Origin of the sequence: Amycolatopsis roodepoortensis, from assembly GCF_024628825.1 — a bacterium.
GTDB classification, from domain to species: Bacteria; Actinomycetota; Actinomycetes; order Mycobacteriales; family Pseudonocardiaceae; genus Amycolatopsis; species Amycolatopsis roodepoortensis.
On the sequence record NZ_CP102415.1, the window covers coordinates 2,429,402 to 2,446,633 of the forward strand.

Genomic DNA, 17,232 nt, shown 5'->3' on the forward strand with positions numbered 1-17,232 from the left:
CCGATGAAATTACGATGACACCGCTCGTCAGCGGATCACAGCAGCGGCGCCCTCGACAGGGCCTCCCGCAGCTTGCCGAGCACCTCGTCCGCCGTGCCTTCCGCGGTGCACCCGGCCGCCTGGCGATGCCCGCCGCCGCCCAGCTCCCCCGCGGCCGCCGAGACGTCGACGCCGCCCGCCGAGCGAAGCGAGACCGTCCATCGCTGCCGCGGCCCCGTCGGTTCGGCCTCCTTGAGCACCACGGCGACCCCGGCCTCGCGAGTGGACCGGACGACGTCGATGACCGCCTCGACCTCCTCGGCGCGCACGGATCGCGCGGCGTCGAGGGTGACGACGGCGTGGGCGAGGCCGAAACCGCGTGCCTCGTCCGGTTCGAGCCGGGCACCCGCGAGGACGTCCGACAGCATCGGCAACCACGCGAACGGGTGATCGTCGACGATCTCGCGGACCACCTTGTCCGGGTCGACTCCGGCTTCCAGCAGCTTCGCGGCCATCAGATGGGTCGACGGACGGGCCCGGCGGAACCCGCTCGTGTCGGTGACGAGCCCCGCGTACAGGCAGCGCGCGATCGGCTCGTCGATCTCGGTGCCGAGTTCCTCCAGCAACGCGAAGACGAGGACGGCGGTGGCTTCGGCGGTGTCGTCGACGACGTGATGCGTGCCGTAGAAGACGTTGGACGCGTGGTGGTCGATCACCAGGACGTCACCGCCCGCCGCGCGGACGGCGTCCACCCGCGGCGCGAGCTTCCCGAGCCTGCCCGGGGTGGGCGTGTCCAGCGCGACCAGGAGCTGTTCACTCTCCGGCAGCTCGCTCGCGGGGACGAAGAGCGCGCCCGCGTCCAGGCTCCGCAGGGTTTCGGGCATCTCCTCGGGCTCGCCGACCGAGACACGGACCTTCACGCCGCCGCGCAGCTGGAGCGCCCGGCCCAGCGCCAGCGCGCTGCCGAGCGCGTCGGCGTCCGGGCGGACATGGCCGAGCAGGGTCACGTCGTTCGCGCGTGCCAGCAGGGCGGCGGCTTCCTTCAGGTTCGGCACTGGAGTGGTTGTCACAATCAGTCAAGCTACGCTCTACCGGATGTCCGAGTACGCGATCCTGGTCTACCCGTCCGCCAACCGGGTCTACACCGACTCCACTCCGGCCCTGCTGCGGGCGGAGCTGGCGGTGTTCGGTCTGTCCGCTTTGGAGACCGAGGTCTCCGAGATCGGCGAGACGGAACTCGGCGGCGTCGGCTACCTCACCTTCACCACGCCCGCCCCGCTGAGCGAACGCGATCTCGCGCTCCTTTCGAACCTTTCCGCGCTGTACGCGCTGTTCGAACTCGGCGACGGCGTCCTGAAGCCGGTGACGATCGGCCCGCTCGCGAACTTCGACTCGGATCTGCTGACCATCCAGAAGTACCCTGGCAAGACGAACGAGCTGTTCACCAAGCTCCTCGTCAACGTCACCCTGATGTCGACGGCGAACCCGGCGGCGATGCTGGACGAACCACTGCACCTGCTCGATCCGCTCTGCGGCCGAGGCACCACGCTGAACCAGGCGATGATGTACGGCTTCGACGCGACCGGCCTCGACGTCGACGGCAAGGACTTCGACTCCTACGAGCTGTTCATCAAGACCTGGCTGAAGCAGAAGCGGATCAAGCACAGCGCCGAATCCGGTCAGGTGCGCCGCAACAAGGTCCGCCTCGGCAGGCGGCTCGACATCGGTTTCGGGATCACCAAGGAGCGGTACAAGGCCGGTGACGTCCGCAAGCTGAGCTACCTCAACTGCGACACGCTCACCACCGACGAACTGCTGCGGCCGAACTCGGTGGACCTCATCGTCACCGACGCCCCGTACGGCGTGCAGCACGGCAGCCACCGCACCCAGGACGCGTCGCTCGCGCGCAGCCCGCGCGACCTGCTCGCGGCCGCCGTTCCCGTGTGGACACGGGTGCTGCGGCCCGGCGGCGCGCTCGGCATCTCCTGGAACACCAACGTCGCGCCCCGCGAGGAACTCGCCGCGATCCTGGACAAGGCGGGTTTGGTGGTCCGCGAGGACGGGCCGTTCGCGGAGTTCGCGCACCGGGTGGACCAGGCGATCGTGCGGGACCTGATCGTCGCCGCGAAACCCGCCTGACTCCAGGCGTTTCGTCCTCTGAATGCGGTAGTCGGCATCGCGCACCATGTCCGGGGCTTGGCGCGAATGGCCCCGGTGAGCATGTCGCGAAAGCCACTTTCGCGACGTCTGGTGTCCCGAAAGTGGCTTTCGCGACACTGGCGCCGGAAGGTCACCCTCGTGCCTCACGCATTTCGGGGTCAGACGATGCGTTCCCCCACGAACTTCAGCACGTCCGGCATGATCTCGCGCCAGTAGTCGTCGTTGTGCGCGCCGGGGGCCATCTTCGCGACGGCGGGGTTCAGCGCCTTGATGAGCTTGCGGTCGGCGCCGGCGAAGGGATCCGAGTTCCCGCACCACACGCCGGTCGATCCGGCGGAAAGGTCGCCGGTGTGCAGCAGCGGCTCATGCGATTCCCATTGCGCGCGATCCGCGAAGACCTTGCGGGACTTGGCATCGGGCCAGCTGACGAACAACGCCGCGCTGGCGACGGCGACGGCTTTCAGGTCCTTGTGGTCACGGGCGTAACGCAGCGCGCCGAACCCGCCCATCGAGATCCCGAACATCGCCGACGGCGGCCGCAGCTGACGCTGGGCGAGCCAGCCGGGCAGTTCGTCGGACAGCATCCGCTGCGGATCGTCGCCCTTGCCGACGTCCACCCAGTAGTTGTCGCCGTCGACGGCGGCCACCGCGAACCCGGGCCGCCCGGCCGCGACGGCCTGGTTCAGCGCTTCCTGCACACCGAGGTCCAGGAACGTGCGCGCGTCGGCGCCGCGCCCGTGCAGGGCGACACAGACCGGCATCCCGACCCGTGACACCCCGTCCGGCGCGATGATGACGAGGTTGACGTCGCGGTTCCGCGCCGCGGACCGCATCTTCTGCACCGTGACCGCTTCGGTGAGCGGCGTCGGGGTGCTCGGCGGGGCCACCGGAGGCGGCCCCACCAGGGGCGGTTTCTCGGCGCCGCAAGCGGAAAGCAGCGCCGAGCCGCCGAGAGCCGCGGCCCCCAGCAGCAGGCCACGCCGGCTCACGGCGTGGTCCACCCTCTCAGCGACGGGTCTCCTCGTCGGCGAACTCATCGTCTTCGGCCTCTTCCCGCGGTGGCTTGTACGGGTCGGGTTCACCGGCGTGCTGCGCCCCGGTCGCCCGCCGGGCGACCTCCGCGTCGGCCTCCCTGGCCTTCGCGAGGAGGTCTTCGATGCGCTTGGCGTCCTCGGGAATGCTGTCGGCCACGAAGGCCAGCGTCGGGGTGTAGCGGACACCCGTGCCCTGCCCGACCTTCGTGCGCAGGACACCGCGGGCGGACTCGAGCGCCGCCGCGGCGCCGGCGTGGTCGGGCGTGGACTCCAGATTCTCGCCGAGCACCGTGTAGTAGACCGTGGCGTCGTGCAGATCCGCCGTGATCTTCGTGTCGGTGATCGTCACGTGGTTCAGCCGCGGATCCTTGATGTCGTGCTCGATCGCGTGCGCGACGATCTGTGAGATCCGCTTGGCGAGCTTACGAGCCCGAGCGGGGTCGGCCATGGGATTTCGTCTCCTCGAAAGGTCTTCTGCTAGTCGTCCGGGCCGAGCAGCCGGCGGTGGGTGGAGAGCAGTTCGAACTCCGGCCTCCCGGCCATGAGGCGCTCACACGAGTCGAGCACGTCACGAACGTGCTCGCCACTCGCCGCGACCACGGCCACACCGATCAGCGCGCGCCGGTGCAGGTCTTGATGGCCGGCTTCGGCGACGGAGACGTCGAAACGCCTGCGTACCTCGGCCAGCACCGGCTTGATCACGGATCGCTTCTGCTTGAGCGAGTGGACGTCGCCCAGCAGGATGTCGAGCTCAAGAGCTCCTACGAACATGGGGGGTTCTGGGTTGTTTAGAAGGTGAAGCGGCGCTCCCCCGCCCAGATGCGGGAGAGCGCCGCTTTGTCACTTACGCACGCGGCTTTTCGCGCTGCTCGTAGGTCTCGATGATGTCGCCGACCTTGAGATCGCTGTACGACCCCAGAGTCAGACCACACTCGAATCCGTCGCGGACCTCGACCACGTCGTCCTTGAACCGCCGCAGCGAGCTGATCGGCAGGTTCTCGGCGATGACGGTCGCGTCGCGGAGCAGACGGGCCCGCGCGTTGCGGCGGATCTCGCCCGAGACGACGAGACAACCGGCGATGGTGCCGATCTTCGACGACTTGAAGACGTCGCGGATCTCCGCCTTGCCGAGCTCGACCTCTTCGTACTCCGGCTTGAGCATGCCCTTCAGAGCCTGCTCGATCTCCTCGATCGCCTGGTAGATGACCGTGTAGTACCGGACGTCGACGCCTTCGCGGGTGGCCCGCTCGGTCGCCTTGCCCTGCGCACGGACGTTGAAGCCCAGGACGATCGCGTCGGACGCGGTCGCCAGGTCGATGTCGGACTCGGTGACGCCACCGACACCGCGGTGCACGACGTTGAGTTCGACGTCGTCGCCGACCTCGAGCTGCACCAGCGAGGCTTCGAGCGCCTCGACGGTACCGGAGTTGTCACCCTTGATGATCAGGTTGAGGCTGTTCGTCTCCTTCAAGGCGGAGTCGAGGTCCTCGAGGCTGACCCGCTTGCGGCGCGACGCGTTGAGGGCGTTGCGCGTCCGGGCGGAACGGCGCTCGGCGATCTGCCGGGCGACGCGGTCCTCGTCGACCACCAGGAAGGTGTCGCCCGCGCCCGGCACCGAGGTGAACCCGATGACCTGGACGGGACGCGACGGGTACGCCTCCGTGACGTCGACGTTGTGCTCGTCGACCATCCGGCGGACGCGGCCGTAGGCGTCACCCGCCACGACCGAGTCACCGACGCGCAGCGTGCCTCGCTGGACCAGCACCGTGGCCACCGGACCGCGGCCGCGGTCGAGGTGGGCCTCGATCGCGACACCCTGGGCCTCCATGTCCGGGTTGGCCCGGAGGTCCAGCGCGGCGTCGGCGGTCAGCAGGATCGCCTCGAGCAGGCCGTCGATGTTGATGTTCTGCCGCGCGGAGATCTCGACGAACATCGTGTCGCCGCCGTACTCCTCGGCGACCAGGCCGTACTCGGTCAGCTGCTGCCGGATCTTGTCCGGGTTCGCGCCTTCCTTGTCGATCTTGTTGATCGCGACCACGATCGGCGCCTTGGCGGCCTGCGCGTGGTTGATCGCCTCGACCGTCTGCGGCATCACACCGTCGTCGGCCGCCACCACGATCACCGCGATGTCGGTCGAGTTGGCACCACGGGCACGCATGGCGGTGAACGCCTCGTGACCCGGGGTGTCGATGAAGGTGATCAGACGCGGGTTGCCCTCGAGCTCGGTCTCGATCTGGTAGGCGCCGATGTGCTGGGTGATGCCACCGGCTTCACCTTCGCGCACCTTCGTCTTGCGGATCGTGTCGAGCAGGCGGGTCTTACCGTGGTCGACGTGACCCATGATGGTCACGACCGGCGGACGGACCTGCAGATCCTCTTCCTCACCCGCGTCTTCGCCGTAGGTGATGTCGAAGGTCTCGAGCAGCTCCCGGTCCTCTTCCTCGGGACTGACGACCTGAACGTTGTAGTTCATTTCGCCGCCGAGCAGTTCCAGGATGTCGTCGGACACCGACTGCGTCGCGGTGACCATCTCACCGAGGTGGAACAGCACCTGCACCAGCGAAGCCGGGTTGGCGTCGATCTTCTCGGCGAAGTCGGTCAGCGAGGCACCACGCGGCAGGCGGATCGTCTCGCCCTGCCCCTTGGGCAGACGGACACCACCGACGCTGGGCGCCTGCATGTTGTCCATGTACTCCTGGCGCTTCTGCCGCTTCGACTTGCGGCCCTTGCGCGAGGGGCCACCGGGACGCCCGAAGGCACCCGCGGTACCGCCACGGCCACCGGGGCCACCACGACCGCCACCGCCACGGAAACCGCCGCCACCGGCCGGGGCACCGCCGCCGCCACCGGGGCCACCGCCACCGGGACGGAAACCGCCGCCACCGCCGCCGCCGGGACGGAAACCGCCACCGCCGCCGCCACCGGGACCGCCGCGGAAACCTCCGCCGCCGCCACCGGGACCGCCACGAGCGCCGCCACCGGGGCCACCACGGGCTCCGCCACCGGGGCCACCACGGCCGCCACCGGGACCACCGGCCGGACGGGCCGGGCGGCCCGGCATCATGCCGGGGTTCGGGCGCGGGGGCATGTTGCCCGGGCTGGGCCGGTTACCACCGGGAGCGCCGCCACCGGGACGCGGGGCCGGACGGTCGCCGCCCTGCCCGCCACCGGGACGCGGCGGACGGTTGTCGCCGCCCTGCTGGTTGCCGCCACCGGGACGCGGACCGGACGGACGCGGGGCGGGCGAACCGGAACCCACACCGAACGGGTTGTTGCCGACGCGCGGAGTGCGCGGGCCGGGCTTCGGGCCGCCGGGCTTGGGACCCTGCGGCTTCGGCGGCACGACCGAACCCTGCGACGGCGTCTGGGACGCGGGCGGGGTGGCGGGTGCCGCCGGGGTCTCCTTCTTCGGCTCGGCCGGAGCGGCCTTCGCCGCCGGAGCGACCTCTTCCTTGGGCGCCGGCGGCCGGGGGCCGGGGCGCGGACCCGGGCGGACACCCGGGGTGGCGGGCCGGGACGGCTGCTGGGCCGGGGCCGGCTTCTCCGACGCCGCCGGAGCGGACGCCGCGGGGGCGGCCGGGGCCTCGGACTTCGCCGCGGGCGCGGGCTGAGCGGGCTTCGCGGCCGGAGCCGGGGCAGCGGGCTTCGCGGGCGGCGCGGGTGAAGGACGCGGGCCGGGGGTCGGAACCGGCTTCTTCTTGCCGTCCTTGGACGGATACGCGTCACGGAGACGACGGGCGACCGGCGCCTCGACGGTGGACGACGCGGACTTCACGAACTCGCCCTGTTCCTTCAACTTGGCGAGAACTTCCTTGCTGGTGATGCCGAGCTCTTTCGCGAGCTCATGTACTCGGGCCTTGCCTGGCACAGCTCTCCTCATCTGGGGAGGCCGGCGGCAGACCCGCAGACCTCGTCCTATTGTCGCGCGTTCATTGATTCAGCTTCACGGCTGACTCATGACGGGTCGACCTGCTTCCTGATTCCATCCGGCACCGGGGATGTCCCGGCGCCCTTTAGCCTTCGGCGTGCCGCTCCAGGCGTTCGTGGACACCCTGGGCGTCGAGCGGCCCTGGAACACGTAGTGCCCGGGGGAACGCCCTGCGCCGCTCGGCCTTGGCCAGACAGTCCGGCACGGGGTGCAACCAAGCACCCCGGCCCGGCAACCGCCGACGTTCGTCGACGATCAGCCGCCCGTCCGCCGCGACCACTCGCAGCAACTCGCCGATCAAGGCCCGCTTACGGCAACCCACACACGTGCGGACCGGAGTTTCCCGGTCATGCTGGAGGTCGGTTCCCGGCCGCGGGCTCTGAACCACTCGTAAGTCTAGCGCTTCGACCTTCACTCAGCCGAACCGGTTGCCGCGGCGGGCCGCGCCTGCCCGGCGTGTGCTTCGTCACCCTGCTCAGGGGCGGCGTCACTGCGGATGTCGATACGCCAGCCGGTGAGCCGGGCGGCGAGGCGGGCGTTCTGCCCTTCCTTGCCGATCGCGAGCGAAAGCTGGTAGTCCGGGACGACGACGCGAGCGGTCTTGGCCTTCTCGTCGACGACCCGTACTGAAACAACCTTCGCGGGCGACAGCGCATTCCCGACGAACTTCGCCGGGTCCTCGGAGAAGTCGATGATGTCGATCTTCTCGCCGGCCAGCTCGCTCATCACGTTGCGCACGCGCGCGCCGACCGGGCCGATGCAAGCGCCCTTGGCGTTGACGCCGGGCACCGTCGAGCGGACCGCGATCTTGGTCCGGTGTCCCGGCTCCCGCGCGACGGCGGCGATCTCGACCGTGCCGTCGGCGATTTCGGGGACCTCGAGGGCGAACAGCTTGTGCACCAGCTTCGGGTGCGAACGGGACAGCGTGATCTGCGGGCCGCGGTTGCCGCGCGAGACGGTCACGACGTAGGCCTTGATCCGGTCGCCGTGCTCGTAGGTCTCGCCGGGCACCTGCTCGATCGCGGGCAGCACGCCCTCGATGTCGCCGACCTGGATGACGACCATGCCGCGGGCGTTGGCCCTGGCGTCGCGCTGCACCACCCCGGCGACGATCTCGTTCTCCTTGGCGGAGAACTCGCCGAAGGTCTTCTCGTGCTCGGCGTCGCGCAGCCGCTGGAGGATGACCTGCCGCGCGGTGGTCGCCGCGATCCGGCCGAAGCCCTCGGGGGTGTCGTCCCACTCCTCGTCGGTCTGGCCGTCCGGGGTGAGGGTGTGCGCGAGGACGCGGACCAGTCCGCTCTTGCGGTCGATGTCGATCCTGGCGTGCGGCTGGTGGCCTTCGGTGTGCTTGTACGCGGTGAGGAGCGCGGTTTCGATCGCTTCGATCACCGTCTCGAAGGGGATGTCCTTGTCCCGTTCGATCGCGCGCAGCGCGGCGATGTCGACGTTCACTTCGGCTCCTCCTTCGGCTCCGTGGTGGCGGCGTTCAGGGCCGACGCATCGTTTTCCAACAGTTTCAGGTCCTCGGCAGGTGGTTGCTTGAACTCGATCTCGATGACCGCCTTGGTCACCGAGGCGTAGGTGACGTCCCGGATCTCGCCGTCCACGAGCACTCGCGCGGATTTCTCGCCCGCGTGCCCGACGCGGCCGATGAACGCCGCGCCTTCGGCCGGGGTGATCTTGACGAGGCGGAACTTCGCGCGCCGCCAGTGCCGTTGCACGGTCAGTGGCCGGTCGAGACCCGGCGACGTGACTTCGAGCGTGTACGCGCTCGCGATCACGTGCTCGTTCTCGTCGAGCGCGGCGGAGACGGCGCGGCTGACGCTCGCCACCTCGTCCAGCCCGACGCCGTCGTCCCCGTCGACGACGACCTTGACCAGCTGGCGGCGGCCTGCCTGCTGGACCTCGAAGGAATCGAGGTCGAAACCCGCGGCCTTGACGGCTTCGGCCACGATGGGCTCCAGCCTGCTGGCGAGGTCGTTGGGCACGGTGGAGCGCTCCTGTTCGGCTGTGGGCGACCCGGCGGCGTGGATCCGGGTTCGGTAGTGGACCAGCTTATCCGGTCACCCCCGCGTGACGCGCGAGCGGCGGCCCCGCGCGGGGTACTGGCAGGATGGGGCGGCGTGACCGGAAGATCGACAGAGCCGAGCCGTCGCACTTTCCTGCGGATGGGAGCGCTGGCCGCGCTGGCCGTGCCGCTGGCGTCCGCCTGCTCCCCCGGCTTCGACGAAAGCCCCGACCCGCTGGGTCCGCTGCTGCGCGCGGCGGAGAACGACGCGGCCGGCGCGAAGGCGCTGGGCGCCGAGGGCGAAGCGGTCGCCACCGCGCGGGCCGCGCACGCGGCGGCGCTCAAGACCGAGGTGGACCGGCTCAACCGGCCGAAGCCGGAGCAGCCGGGTCCGGGGGCGACACCGCCGCCCTCGTCTCTGGACGGGCTCAAGGAGCGGCTCGCCACGGCCCGCAAGCAGGCCGAAGGCCTCGTGCCCTCGCTGCCCCGCTACCGCGCCGGGATGGTCGCCTCGATCGCCGCGGGCTGCGCGGCACTGCAGCAGAGTTCGGAGAAGCTCGGCCGCGGCGACGACGCCGGACCGGTGGAGGTGCCCGCCGGGGTCCAGCTCGCCGGGGAGAGCGCGGAAGCCGTCCAGCAGGCGCTCGCCGCCGAACACGCGGCGATCTGGGTGTACGGGCTGGTCAGCGCGTACCTGCCCGCGGCGTTCACCGGCGCGGTGTCCCGGGGCACGGCCGAGCACGTCAAGCGACGGGACGTCTGCGAACGGATGCTTTCCGCGGCGGGTCAGACCCCCACCGGCCCGGAAGCCGCGTACGTGCCGCCGAGGCCCGTGACCGAGGCGAACTCGGCGATGGAACTGGTGGCGACGGCCGAGGCCGACGCGACCTCGGCCTGGCTCGGCGTGATCGACCGGACGGACGACGCGGCCCTGCGGACGACGGCGCTGAACGCCCTGATCGGGTCGGCGCGGCGGGGCACGGCGTGGCGGGCGGAGTTCGGCGCGAAGCCGGTGGCGATCGCGATGCCGGGCCAGTCGGCGTAGGACGCTTCGTCGCATCTGATGCGACGAAAAGGGCCCTTCACCGCGTGAGATGCGGTGAAGGGCCCCTTTCGGCTCACGGGGTCAGCGGCGCAGGTCACCCGAAAGCCGCAGAGCGTCGGTCGCGATCCGCTCGATCAGCGGCTTGTCGGTCTGCTTGTTGTAGAAGCCGGCCAGCACGATGGCCACTTCCGGCCCGGTGACGTGGGAGTCGTAGGCCGCGTCCTGCCCGGAGATCTTCGGGGCGCCCTGGTCCTTGAAGGTCCCGTCGCGCACCAGGTCGGACACGTTGCCCGTGCCGTCCTTGTCGGTCAGCGCCTTGAGCTGGGTCGCGGTGACCTCGCCGGGCATGGTGACCAGGACGACCGAGACCAGTGCCTTCTTCCCGCCGGTCTCGGTCGTGTACAGCGCTCGCGAAAGGCGGGTGCACGGCGTGTCGGCGAAGAACTTCTTGGTGTCGCCGTAGGCCTTGCTCGCGCAGTCGGTGGTGACCTGCGGTCCTTCGACCAGCGTGTACTGGAACTGGCCGCTCTTGGACGGCGGGTCCGCGACCGGGGTCACCTCCGGCTCGTGCCGGATGAGCCACCAGAGCAGGGCGGACACGACCGCGATGGCGACCAGTCCGGCGCCCTTCAGCGCCAGGCCCTTGGTGTCCCTCGGCGGATTCGGCGCGGACGGCGGCCCGCCCGGCCCTGCCGGTCGCACCGGCTGAAGCCGGGCCGTTTCCGTCGGTCCCGGGGTAAATTGCGCACCAACCACGGGAACATACGGTAGTTCACGCCGCTCCGGCGGTTCACCTGAACGTGCTTATCACTCGTTCCACGTCGTCGGCCGTGTTGTAGAGATGGAAGCCGAATCGCTGCCGTCCGGCCCGGGTACCGGCCACGATGCCCGCTTCCCGCACCCGGTGGGCGTCGGCGTCGAGCGAGACGATCGCACTCCCCTGGCCGGGTGAACCGAGCGCTTCGAGGAGTGAGTCGGCGAGCCCCACGCAGTGCGCGCGGACGGCGGCGAGGTCCAGCGACGCGAGGTAGTCCAGCGACGCCGCGGCGCCGACGAACGCGAGCCAGGCCGGGGAGAGGTCGAGCGAGCGGGCGCCCTCGGCGAGCCGCAGCGGGAGGCCGTAGACGGTCTGCCAGCGGTCCTCCCCCGCGTACCAGTTCGCGGCGACCGGCACGGCCCGCTCCAGCACCCGCGGATGCGCGGCCAGCCACGCCGCCCCACGCGGCGCGAGCAGCCATTTGTAGCCGGCGGCGACCACCCAGTCGGCCCAGCCGAGGTCCAGCGGCTGCCAGCCGGCGGCCTGGGTGGCGTCGAGCAGGACCGCGGCACCCGCCGCCTCGGCCGCGGCCCGGAGCGCGCCGAGGTCGACCTGGGCGCCGTCGGCCGACTGGACGACGCTGACCGCGACGAGGTCGTGCCCCTCGACGCGGGCGGCCAGCTCGGCCAGCGGGGCTTCGGTGACCTTCACCCCGCGGTGCGCCTGAGCCGCGAACGGGAAGGTGACGCTCGTGAAATCGTTCGCGGCGGCGAGCACGCTGGCGCCGTCGGGCAGGCCGGCGGCCACGTTCGCGATCAGCTGCGAGACCGACGCCCCGACCGCGACCCGCTCCGCCGGGACCCCGATCAAGGCGCCGAATCCCGCCCTGGTCCGCGCGACGGGCTCGTCGAAGTCCGCCGGGCGGGCTTCACCGCGGCGCCACCGGTCGACCGCGTCAGCCACGGCATCGGCCACGTGCGACGGCGGGATGCCGATACTGGGCGTGTTCAGATAACCGGGCGGGACGGCGAATTCGGCTCCGAAGGTCTGCATGCTCCCGAGGTTAATGAGATTCCGGGAGCAGGGAGGCGACGTCGGCGTACGACGGCGGGGTCAGCGGGAGCTCGCCGCCGTCGCGAACGGCCTCCACCGTGCGCAGCGTGGCGGCCAGCGCCATCCGGTACGGCAGCGAACCGAGGCTGACCCGCGCGACGCCGAGCCCGGCCAGTCCGTCGACGGTGACCTTGCCGGGCAGGAACAGCAGGTTCACCGGCGCCCCGACCGCCTCCACCAGCCGCTCGACGTCCGCGGGCGCGGCGAGCCCCGGTACGAACACCCCGTCGGCACCCGCGTCCACATAGGACAGACAGCGGCCGATCGCGGTGCCGATGTCGGGCTCCCCCAGCCAATGCGTGTCCGTCCGCGCGTTGACGAAGAGCCCGGGAGCGCGCTCCTTCGCCGCCGCGATCTTGGCCGCGTGCCGCACGGGGTCGCCGAGCGCGTCTTCGAGGTTGATGCCCGCGACACCGGCTTCGGCCAGCTCCGCCGCCAGCGCGCCGACCTCGCCCGGGTCTTCGCTGAACCCGTCGGCGAGGTCGACGCTGATCAGCGTGTCCAGCCCGGTGAGGCGCCGTGCCAGCCGGACGGTGGCGTCCTTCGAGGACGGGGCGCCGTCCGGCTCGCCCTCGGCGGCCGAGACCCCGAGGCTGGTCGTGCCGAGCGCCGGGAAACCTTGTGCGGCAAGGAAGGCGGCGGCGCCGAAGTCCCAGACGTTCGGCAGGAGCAGTGGGGAACCGGGGACGTGCAGGGCGGCGAATGCGGTCATGTCACGACGGTAGCGAGTGGACGCTTCGGTGACGGCCGAAGCGTCGGTGCCGGGGCCGCATGTCGCGAAAGCCACTTTCGGGACACCAGATGTCCCGGAAGTGGCTTTCGCGACGCCGGGCACCACCTGGCCGGCCGCCCGCCCCGCCGACGTTGCGAAAGCCACTTTCGCAACGTTGAAGGTTGCGAAAGTGGCTTTCGCAACTCGACGGGTCACCGGACGCGTGTGGATGAAGGGCCCCTTCGCCGCATCAGACACAGCGACGGGACCTTTCGCAACGTCGGTCGCCCGCCCGAAGCGTCAGCCCTGTTCCAAAAAGGGCGTCAGCAGCTCCGGCACGGACTCCTCCGCGAACAGCAGCCCCTGCTCCTCCCCCGCGTCGTACACCGAGTACGCCCCGGCACCGGCGGCCGTGGTCGCGACGACGGTCAGCAATCCCTTGCGCCGCTGGAAGATCGACTGTTTCACCGTCCAGCCGATCACGCCTTCGCGTTCCAGCGCGAACGTGCTCCGCCGCACGGTCCCGTGCCGTCCGACGAGGTACCGCCCGGTGATCCCGTGCCCGAGGTTGCGATAGGCGTCCAGCGCCAGCAGCACCGACACCGGCAGCAGCACGACACCGAGCGCGGCGCCGATCACCAGCAGGACCTCGGTCAGCAGGAACCCGAGGAGCGCGAAGATCGCCAGCAGGACGACCACCGAACCGACCCACCAGCGCAGCAGCCGTCCCCGCGCGGCGCGGGGGTGCCCGGTGAGCCGGACGGCTTCGGTCGGCGAAACGGGTTCGCGCAGGACCGCGGCGGCGATCCGGTTGGCCGTCGCGACGGGCGCGGCGGGCAGAAGCGTGTGGTAGTCGGTCTTGTCCTTGTCGTCGCTCTGCCGCATGCCGGTGGCGATCGCGTCGACCCGCGCCGCGCCGGAGATCCGGTTCCCGAGCGGCTCGACGAGGTCGACGCCCCGCATCCGGCGTTCCTCGATCGAGATCGAGCGCGTGGTGAACAGCCCGCGGCGCACCCGCAGCGTGCCGCCGGATTCGCGGTCGAGCCGGTAGTTCCACCACATCTCGATCCACAGGCCCAGCGCGCCCACCAGGCCGACGAGCATCGCGATCGCCAGCAGGATCAGGATCGCCACCACCAGCGGGATCCCGCGGAACAGGCCGATCACCCAGTCGATCAGGCCTTTCTGCAGGCCCGCCCATTCGGAGATCTGCATGAGGCCACCGCCGGCCGCGAGGCCCAGTGTCGGTGTCAGGAAAGACATCGGCGCGTAGCGGATCCAGCTCCGGTCGAGTTCGGCGAGCGGCGCGTCGTCGTCGGTCTCCGCGATTTCCGCGCGGCGCAACAGGTCCGCGCGCAGCCGCTCGGCCTCGGCGCGCGAGACGGGGTTGAGCTTGATCCGGCCCTGCCCGCCCGATTCGTGCGACCCGGTGCCGATGGTCACCACCGCGACGCCGAACAGCCGGTGCAGCGGGTTGGCCGTCAGGTCGACGTTGCGGATCCGTTCGCGCTGCAGGGATTTCCGCGACCGGAACACCAGCGTGAACGCCGTCTCCAGCCGGTCCGGCGTGACCCGGTACCGCACACCCTTCCAGTAGAACAGTTCCGCCAGCACGCCGCCGCCGACGAGCACCACCGCGCCGGCGACGACCCAGGCGAGCGCGACCCAGAACCTCGCGCCGCCGCCCACGATCGCGGCCGTGGTCGGGATCGCGGCACCGACGGCCGCGCCGGTCATCATCACCGCGGTGACGGCGAGCGTCCGTTTGTCGAGTGTGCTCCAGCCCTCGAACTCGCCCGAGGTCATGTCGCGTCCCCCGGCGTCGCCTGCGTCGTCTCGGTGAGCTGCTCCGCCAGGCTCGCGGCCAGTTCGTGGTCGAGCCCTCGGATCTTGACCGCGCCCCGCGCCGACGCCGTGGTGACCGTGACGGTCGCGAGCTTGAACACCTGCTGCAGCGGACCGCGCAGGGTGTCCACGGTCTGGATCCGCGACATCGGCGCGACGCGCCACTCCTGCCAGAAGAACCCGGAACGCGCGTAGACCGCCGTCTCCGTGACCTCCCAGCGATGCACCTTGAACCACCACAGCGGCATCGCGATCACCCACACCAGGCCCAGCGCCGCGAACACCGCCGCCGGTGTCAGCAGCCAGAACCGCGCGGGCGCGATGAGCAGCCCGAGCACCACCAGTACCAGCACCGGCGCGCCCCAGACGAGCGTTCCCTGCAGCCGCCACCAGCCCACGACCCGCTGATCCAGCGCGTTCCGCGGCGGCCTCAGCCGCACCTTCCCCCGTTCGGCTTCCACCGAAATCACCCCCGACGAATGTTTACAATGCGATCGCATCGTAATAGCGTCGGACAGTAGTGGCAATGCGATCGCATGGCAAACAACGGAACGGATGGTGAGGGTGCCGAAGCAGGTGGATCACGCGGCGCGACGCGCGGAGATCGCCGAGGCGCTGACGAGGCTGACGGCCAAGCGGGGCCTCGAAGGAGTCAGCCTCCGGCACGTCGCCGCCGAAGCGGGTATGTCGATGGGCTTGGTGCAGCACTACTTCAAGACCAAGGACGAGATGCTGCTGTTCGCCGTCGAACGCCGCTCGCAGGTCTATGAAGAGCGCATCAAGGCCCAGCTGGAGGCCGGCGAACTGCCGTCGACGCCGAAGGCGATCATCCGCGCGATCATGGTCGAGATCCTGCCGCTCGACGAACGGCGCCGCGGCGATTGGCTGATGGGGGTCGCGTTCTTCATCCGCGCGATCTCGGATCCGTCGTTCGCGGCCGCGTTCACCGACGGCGTCCCCCAGCTGTTCGAGCTGTTCGCCCTCCTGATCCGGCAGGGCCAGGAAGCGGGCGATGTCGACAAGTCGGCCGACCCGATGCACGAATCCGCGATCCTCTGGGCGGTCGCCGATTCGCAGGGCACCAACATCGTGATGAAGCACCGCACGCCGGACGAGGCCCTGTCCACTGTGGACTACCACCTCGACCGGCTGTTCGGTCAGGCGGTGAGCTGACCGTCGTAGTTCTTGCGGGCGTCGAGGACCTCGCCCATGTGGACGCGAGCCCATTTGTCGAGCATCTCGAGCGGTTCGGCGAGGTTGCGGCCGAGCGCGGTCAGCTCGTACTCGACGTGCGGCGGGATCTCCGGGTAGGCGGTGCGCGTCAGGATGCCGTCCCGGACGAGGCTGCGCAGCGTCTGGGTGAGGACCTTCTGCGAGATGCCGCGCACGCGTTTGCCGATCTCGGTGAACCGGAGCGGGCCGTCGCCGAGCACGCCGACGATCAGCACGGTCCACTGATCGCCGATGCGGTCGAGCAGCGCGCGGGTGGGGCAGTCGGGGTCGTACGGATCTCCGAGCACGTGACCTCCTCACTCTCCCCGGGAGAGTAACACGCCTAGCGAGAGGGGGTGGGCTGCATCAGCGCCTCGAACAGCAGGATCAGGTGACGGCGGCCGCGTTCCCAGCGCGCCTCCAGCTCGGTCTGGTCGCGGGTCGCCCAGCTGGCGATGAGGATGCCGCGGACGACGTCCATCGCCGTGTACACCGCGTGCAGGAACTCCGGATGCGCCGAATGGTCCGGCAGCAGCGCCTTGCCGAACTCGACCAGGCTGCTCGTCGCGATCGGCTCGACCACGGCCATCTGGGCGCGCAGTTCCGCGTCGGTCCGCGACGCCACCCACAGCTCGACGGTCGCCGAGAAGACCGGGCCCTGGTGCATCTCCCACAGCAGCTGCAACGCGTCCCCGACCGGATCGGCCGACGCCTTGAGCCGGTCGATCTCCGCCATCGCGACCTCGGTGCGTTTGGCCGCGAGATGCCGGATCGCGGAGGTGACGAGGTCGGTCTTGGTCGGGAAATGGTGCACCTGCGCGCCGCGGGTCACCCCGGCGCGATCCGCGACGCGGGTGGTCGTGGTGCCCGCGTAGCCGTATTCGACGAGACAGTCGATCGTGGCGTCGAGCAGCCTGACGCGCATCGCGGCGCTGCGTTCCTCCTGGGTGCGTCGTGGGGCTGCCATGCGCCTACTTTATGGTGCGCCGCGCGAGGCACGCGCCACGAGGCTCTCGACCATGCGCCCGATGAAGTGGCCGAGGAACCGGCGATGGAACCAGCCGGTGCCCGGGATCTTGGCGGTGAACGTGGAATGCCAGTGGATCTCGGTGCCGTTCCGCACGGGGGTGAGATCGACGTAGGCGCGGTAGTCGCGTAGCGGGAGCCCCTTCTTCAGGGCGTAGCCGAAGCGCTTGCCGGGTTGGAGCGCGATGACCTCTTCGCAGCTGTGGACGCCGTTGGTGCTGAAGACGCCGATGGCGCCGAGACCGTTCTCGTCCCCCTTCTGGAGCAAGCGGAACGAGCCCATGGGTGACCAGTCGGGCCAACGCTCGCGGTCCACGAGGAGCGCGTAGACGGTTTCGGGGCTCGCGCTCGTGTGGCCGTGGACGGAAATGCGCTGGACCTTCGCCATACGTGCTCCTTCTCTCTCGCATTCA

19 protein-coding genes are annotated in these 17,232 nt (G+C 70.5%); 3 read left to right on the plus strand and 16 right to left on the minus strand.

What is annotated here, in order from left to right; all coding sequences use genetic code 11:
• Positions 1 to 35: 35 nt before the first annotated feature.
• A complete protein-coding gene (locus tag NQK81_RS11240) occupies positions 36 to 1,034 on the minus strand; it encodes a DHH family phosphoesterase (RefSeq protein ID WP_257489739.1) in 999 nt (332 codons plus the stop codon).
• Between the two features lie 40 nt (positions 1,035 to 1,074).
• On the opposite strand from NQK81_RS11240, the gene NQK81_RS11245 reads away from it, so the two are divergent.
• Entirely contained in the window at positions 1,075 to 2,118 is a 1,044-nt protein-coding gene (locus NQK81_RS11245; RefSeq protein WP_257488122.1) for a TRM11 family SAM-dependent methyltransferase, read from the plus strand.
• A 179-nt stretch (positions 2,119 to 2,297) separates the two neighbouring features.
• Here the strand turns inward: NQK81_RS11245 and NQK81_RS11250 are convergent, their stop codons facing one another.
• The 7 genes from NQK81_RS11250 to rimP all read right to left on the minus strand — a co-directional run bounded on the left by NQK81_RS11250 (position 2,298) and on the right by rimP (position 9,089).
• Positions 2,298 to 3,128, minus strand: a complete 831-nt coding sequence (locus tag NQK81_RS11250; RefSeq protein WP_257488123.1) for an alpha/beta hydrolase — start codon at positions 3,126 to 3,128, stop codon at positions 2,298 to 2,300.
• Positions 3,129 to 3,144: 16 nt separating this feature from the next.
• Complete coding sequence (gene rbfA, locus NQK81_RS11255; protein WP_126737747.1) at positions 3,145 to 3,621, minus strand: 30S ribosome-binding factor RbfA; 477 nt, start codon at positions 3,619 to 3,621, stop codon at positions 3,145 to 3,147.
• A 29-nt stretch (positions 3,622 to 3,650) separates the two neighbouring features.
• On the minus strand, positions 3,651 to 3,944 hold the full coding sequence (locus NQK81_RS11260; RefSeq protein WP_126737748.1) for a DUF503 domain-containing protein: 294 nt from the start codon (positions 3,942 to 3,944) through the stop codon (positions 3,651 to 3,653).
• A gap of 73 nt (positions 3,945 to 4,017) precedes the next feature.
• Entirely contained in the window at positions 4,018 to 7,041 is a 3,024-nt protein-coding gene (gene infB, locus NQK81_RS11265) for a translation initiation factor IF-2 (protein ID WP_257488124.1), read from the minus strand.
• A 145-nt stretch (positions 7,042 to 7,186) separates the two neighbouring features.
• The gene (locus NQK81_RS11270; RefSeq protein WP_257488125.1) at positions 7,187 to 7,402 is read right to left on the minus strand and encodes a YlxR family protein; all 216 of its coding nucleotides are present in this window, start codon (positions 7,400 to 7,402) and stop codon (positions 7,187 to 7,189) included.
• Positions 7,403 to 7,512: 110 nt separating this feature from the next.
• Positions 7,513 to 8,553 carry a transcription termination factor NusA gene (nusA, locus tag NQK81_RS11275; protein ID WP_126729275.1) on the minus strand — a complete coding sequence of 347 codons (1,041 nt, stop codon included), beginning with the start codon at positions 8,551 to 8,553 and terminating at the stop codon, positions 7,513 to 7,515.
• On the minus strand, positions 8,550 to 9,089 hold the full coding sequence (gene rimP / locus NQK81_RS11280; RefSeq protein ID WP_126729277.1) for a ribosome maturation factor RimP: 540 nt from the start codon (positions 9,087 to 9,089) through the stop codon (positions 8,550 to 8,552). Before rimP ends, nusA begins: the two co-directional genes overlap by 4 nt.
• A gap of 135 nt (positions 9,090 to 9,224) precedes the next feature.
• On the opposite strand from rimP, the gene NQK81_RS11285 reads away from it, so the two are divergent.
• Complete coding sequence (locus tag NQK81_RS11285) at positions 9,225 to 10,154, plus strand: ferritin-like domain-containing protein (RefSeq protein WP_257488126.1); 930 nt, start codon at positions 9,225 to 9,227, stop codon at positions 10,152 to 10,154.
• An 81-nt stretch (positions 10,155 to 10,235) separates the two neighbouring features.
• On the opposite strand, the gene NQK81_RS11290 is transcribed toward NQK81_RS11285, so the two are convergent.
• From NQK81_RS11290 to NQK81_RS11310, 5 genes are all read right to left on the minus strand, one after another.
• Positions 10,236 to 10,856, minus strand: coding sequence for a hypothetical protein (locus NQK81_RS11290; RefSeq protein WP_192745670.1), 621 nt, complete (start codon positions 10,854 to 10,856; stop codon positions 10,236 to 10,238).
• An 88-nt stretch (positions 10,857 to 10,944) separates the two neighbouring features.
• On the minus strand, positions 10,945 to 11,964 hold the full coding sequence (locus NQK81_RS11295) for an aminotransferase class V-fold PLP-dependent enzyme (protein WP_257488127.1): 1,020 nt from the start codon (positions 11,962 to 11,964) through the stop codon (positions 10,945 to 10,947).
• A 10-nt stretch (positions 11,965 to 11,974) separates the two neighbouring features.
• Entirely contained in the window at positions 11,975 to 12,736 is a 762-nt protein-coding gene (locus NQK81_RS11300) for an isocitrate lyase/PEP mutase family protein (RefSeq protein ID WP_257488128.1), read from the minus strand.
• A 300-nt stretch (positions 12,737 to 13,036) separates the two neighbouring features.
• Positions 13,037 to 14,542, minus strand: a complete 1,506-nt coding sequence (locus NQK81_RS11305) for a PH domain-containing protein (RefSeq protein ID WP_257488129.1) — start codon at positions 14,540 to 14,542, stop codon at positions 13,037 to 13,039.
• Entirely contained in the window at positions 14,539 to 15,081 is a 543-nt protein-coding gene (locus NQK81_RS11310; RefSeq protein WP_257488130.1) for a PH domain-containing protein, read from the minus strand. The genes NQK81_RS11305 and NQK81_RS11310 overlap by 4 nt, the downstream gene beginning before the upstream one ends.
• A gap of 55 nt (positions 15,082 to 15,136) precedes the next feature.
• Between NQK81_RS11310 and NQK81_RS11315 the strand changes: the two genes are divergently transcribed.
• A complete protein-coding gene (locus tag NQK81_RS11315; RefSeq protein ID WP_192745675.1) occupies positions 15,137 to 15,754 on the plus strand; it encodes a TetR/AcrR family transcriptional regulator in 618 nt (205 codons plus the stop codon).
• Here the strand turns inward: NQK81_RS11315 and NQK81_RS11320 are convergent.
• Genes NQK81_RS11320 through NQK81_RS11330 form a run of 3 tightly spaced genes read right to left on the minus strand, consistent with a single transcriptional unit; the run spans position 15,739 to position 17,207 of the window.
• The gene (locus tag NQK81_RS11320) at positions 15,739 to 16,101 is read right to left on the minus strand and encodes a winged helix-turn-helix transcriptional regulator (protein WP_126729291.1); all 363 of its coding nucleotides are present in this window, start codon (positions 16,099 to 16,101) and stop codon (positions 15,739 to 15,741) included. The two genes, NQK81_RS11315 and NQK81_RS11320, sit on opposite strands and share 16 nt — an antisense overlap.
• A 35-nt stretch (positions 16,102 to 16,136) precedes the next feature.
• Positions 16,137 to 16,718, minus strand: a complete 582-nt coding sequence (locus NQK81_RS11325) for a TetR/AcrR family transcriptional regulator (protein WP_126729949.1) — start codon at positions 16,716 to 16,718, stop codon at positions 16,137 to 16,139.
• A gap of 51 nt (positions 16,719 to 16,769) precedes the next feature.
• Positions 16,770 to 17,207 carry an SRPBCC family protein gene (locus NQK81_RS11330; protein WP_257488132.1) on the minus strand — a complete coding sequence of 146 codons (438 nt, stop codon included), beginning with the start codon at positions 17,205 to 17,207 and terminating at the stop codon, positions 16,770 to 16,772.
• Positions 17,208 to 17,232: the final 25 nt, after the last annotated feature.

Bases quoted from the DNA above. Each gene is read 5' to 3' on its own strand.
- NQK81_RS11245 (WP_257488122.1), top strand. From the start codon at position 1,075: ATGTCCGAGTACGCGATCCTGGTCTACCCGTCCGCCAACCGGGTCTAC.
- rbfA (WP_126737747.1), bottom strand. From the start codon at position 3,621: ATGGCCGACCCCGCTCGGGCTCGTAAGCTCGCCAAGCGGATCTCACAG.
- NQK81_RS11260 (WP_126737748.1), bottom strand. From the start codon at position 3,944: ATGTTCGTAGGAGCTCTTGAGCTCGACATCCTGCTGGGCGACGTCCAC.
- NQK81_RS11295 (WP_257488127.1), bottom strand. From the start codon at position 11,964: ATGCAGACCTTCGGAGCCGAATTCGCCGTCCCGCCCGGTTATCTGAAC.
- NQK81_RS11300 (WP_257488128.1), bottom strand. From the start codon at position 12,736: ATGACCGCATTCGCCGCCCTGCACGTCCCCGGTTCCCCACTGCTCCTG.
- NQK81_RS11305 (WP_257488129.1), bottom strand. From the start codon at position 14,542: ATGACCTCGGGCGAGTTCGAGGGCTGGAGCACACTCGACAAACGGACG.
- NQK81_RS11310 (WP_257488130.1), bottom strand. From the start codon at position 15,081: ATGCGATCGCATTGTAAACATTCGTCGGGGGTGATTTCGGTGGAAGCC.
- NQK81_RS11315 (WP_192745675.1), top strand. From the start codon at position 15,137: ATGGTGAGGGTGCCGAAGCAGGTGGATCACGCGGCGCGACGCGCGGAG.
- NQK81_RS11325 (WP_126729949.1), bottom strand. From the start codon at position 16,718: ATGCGCGTCAGGCTGCTCGACGCCACGATCGACTGTCTCGTCGAATAC.
- NQK81_RS11330 (WP_257488132.1), bottom strand. From the start codon at position 17,207: ATGGCGAAGGTCCAGCGCATTTCCGTCCACGGCCACACGAGCGCGAGC.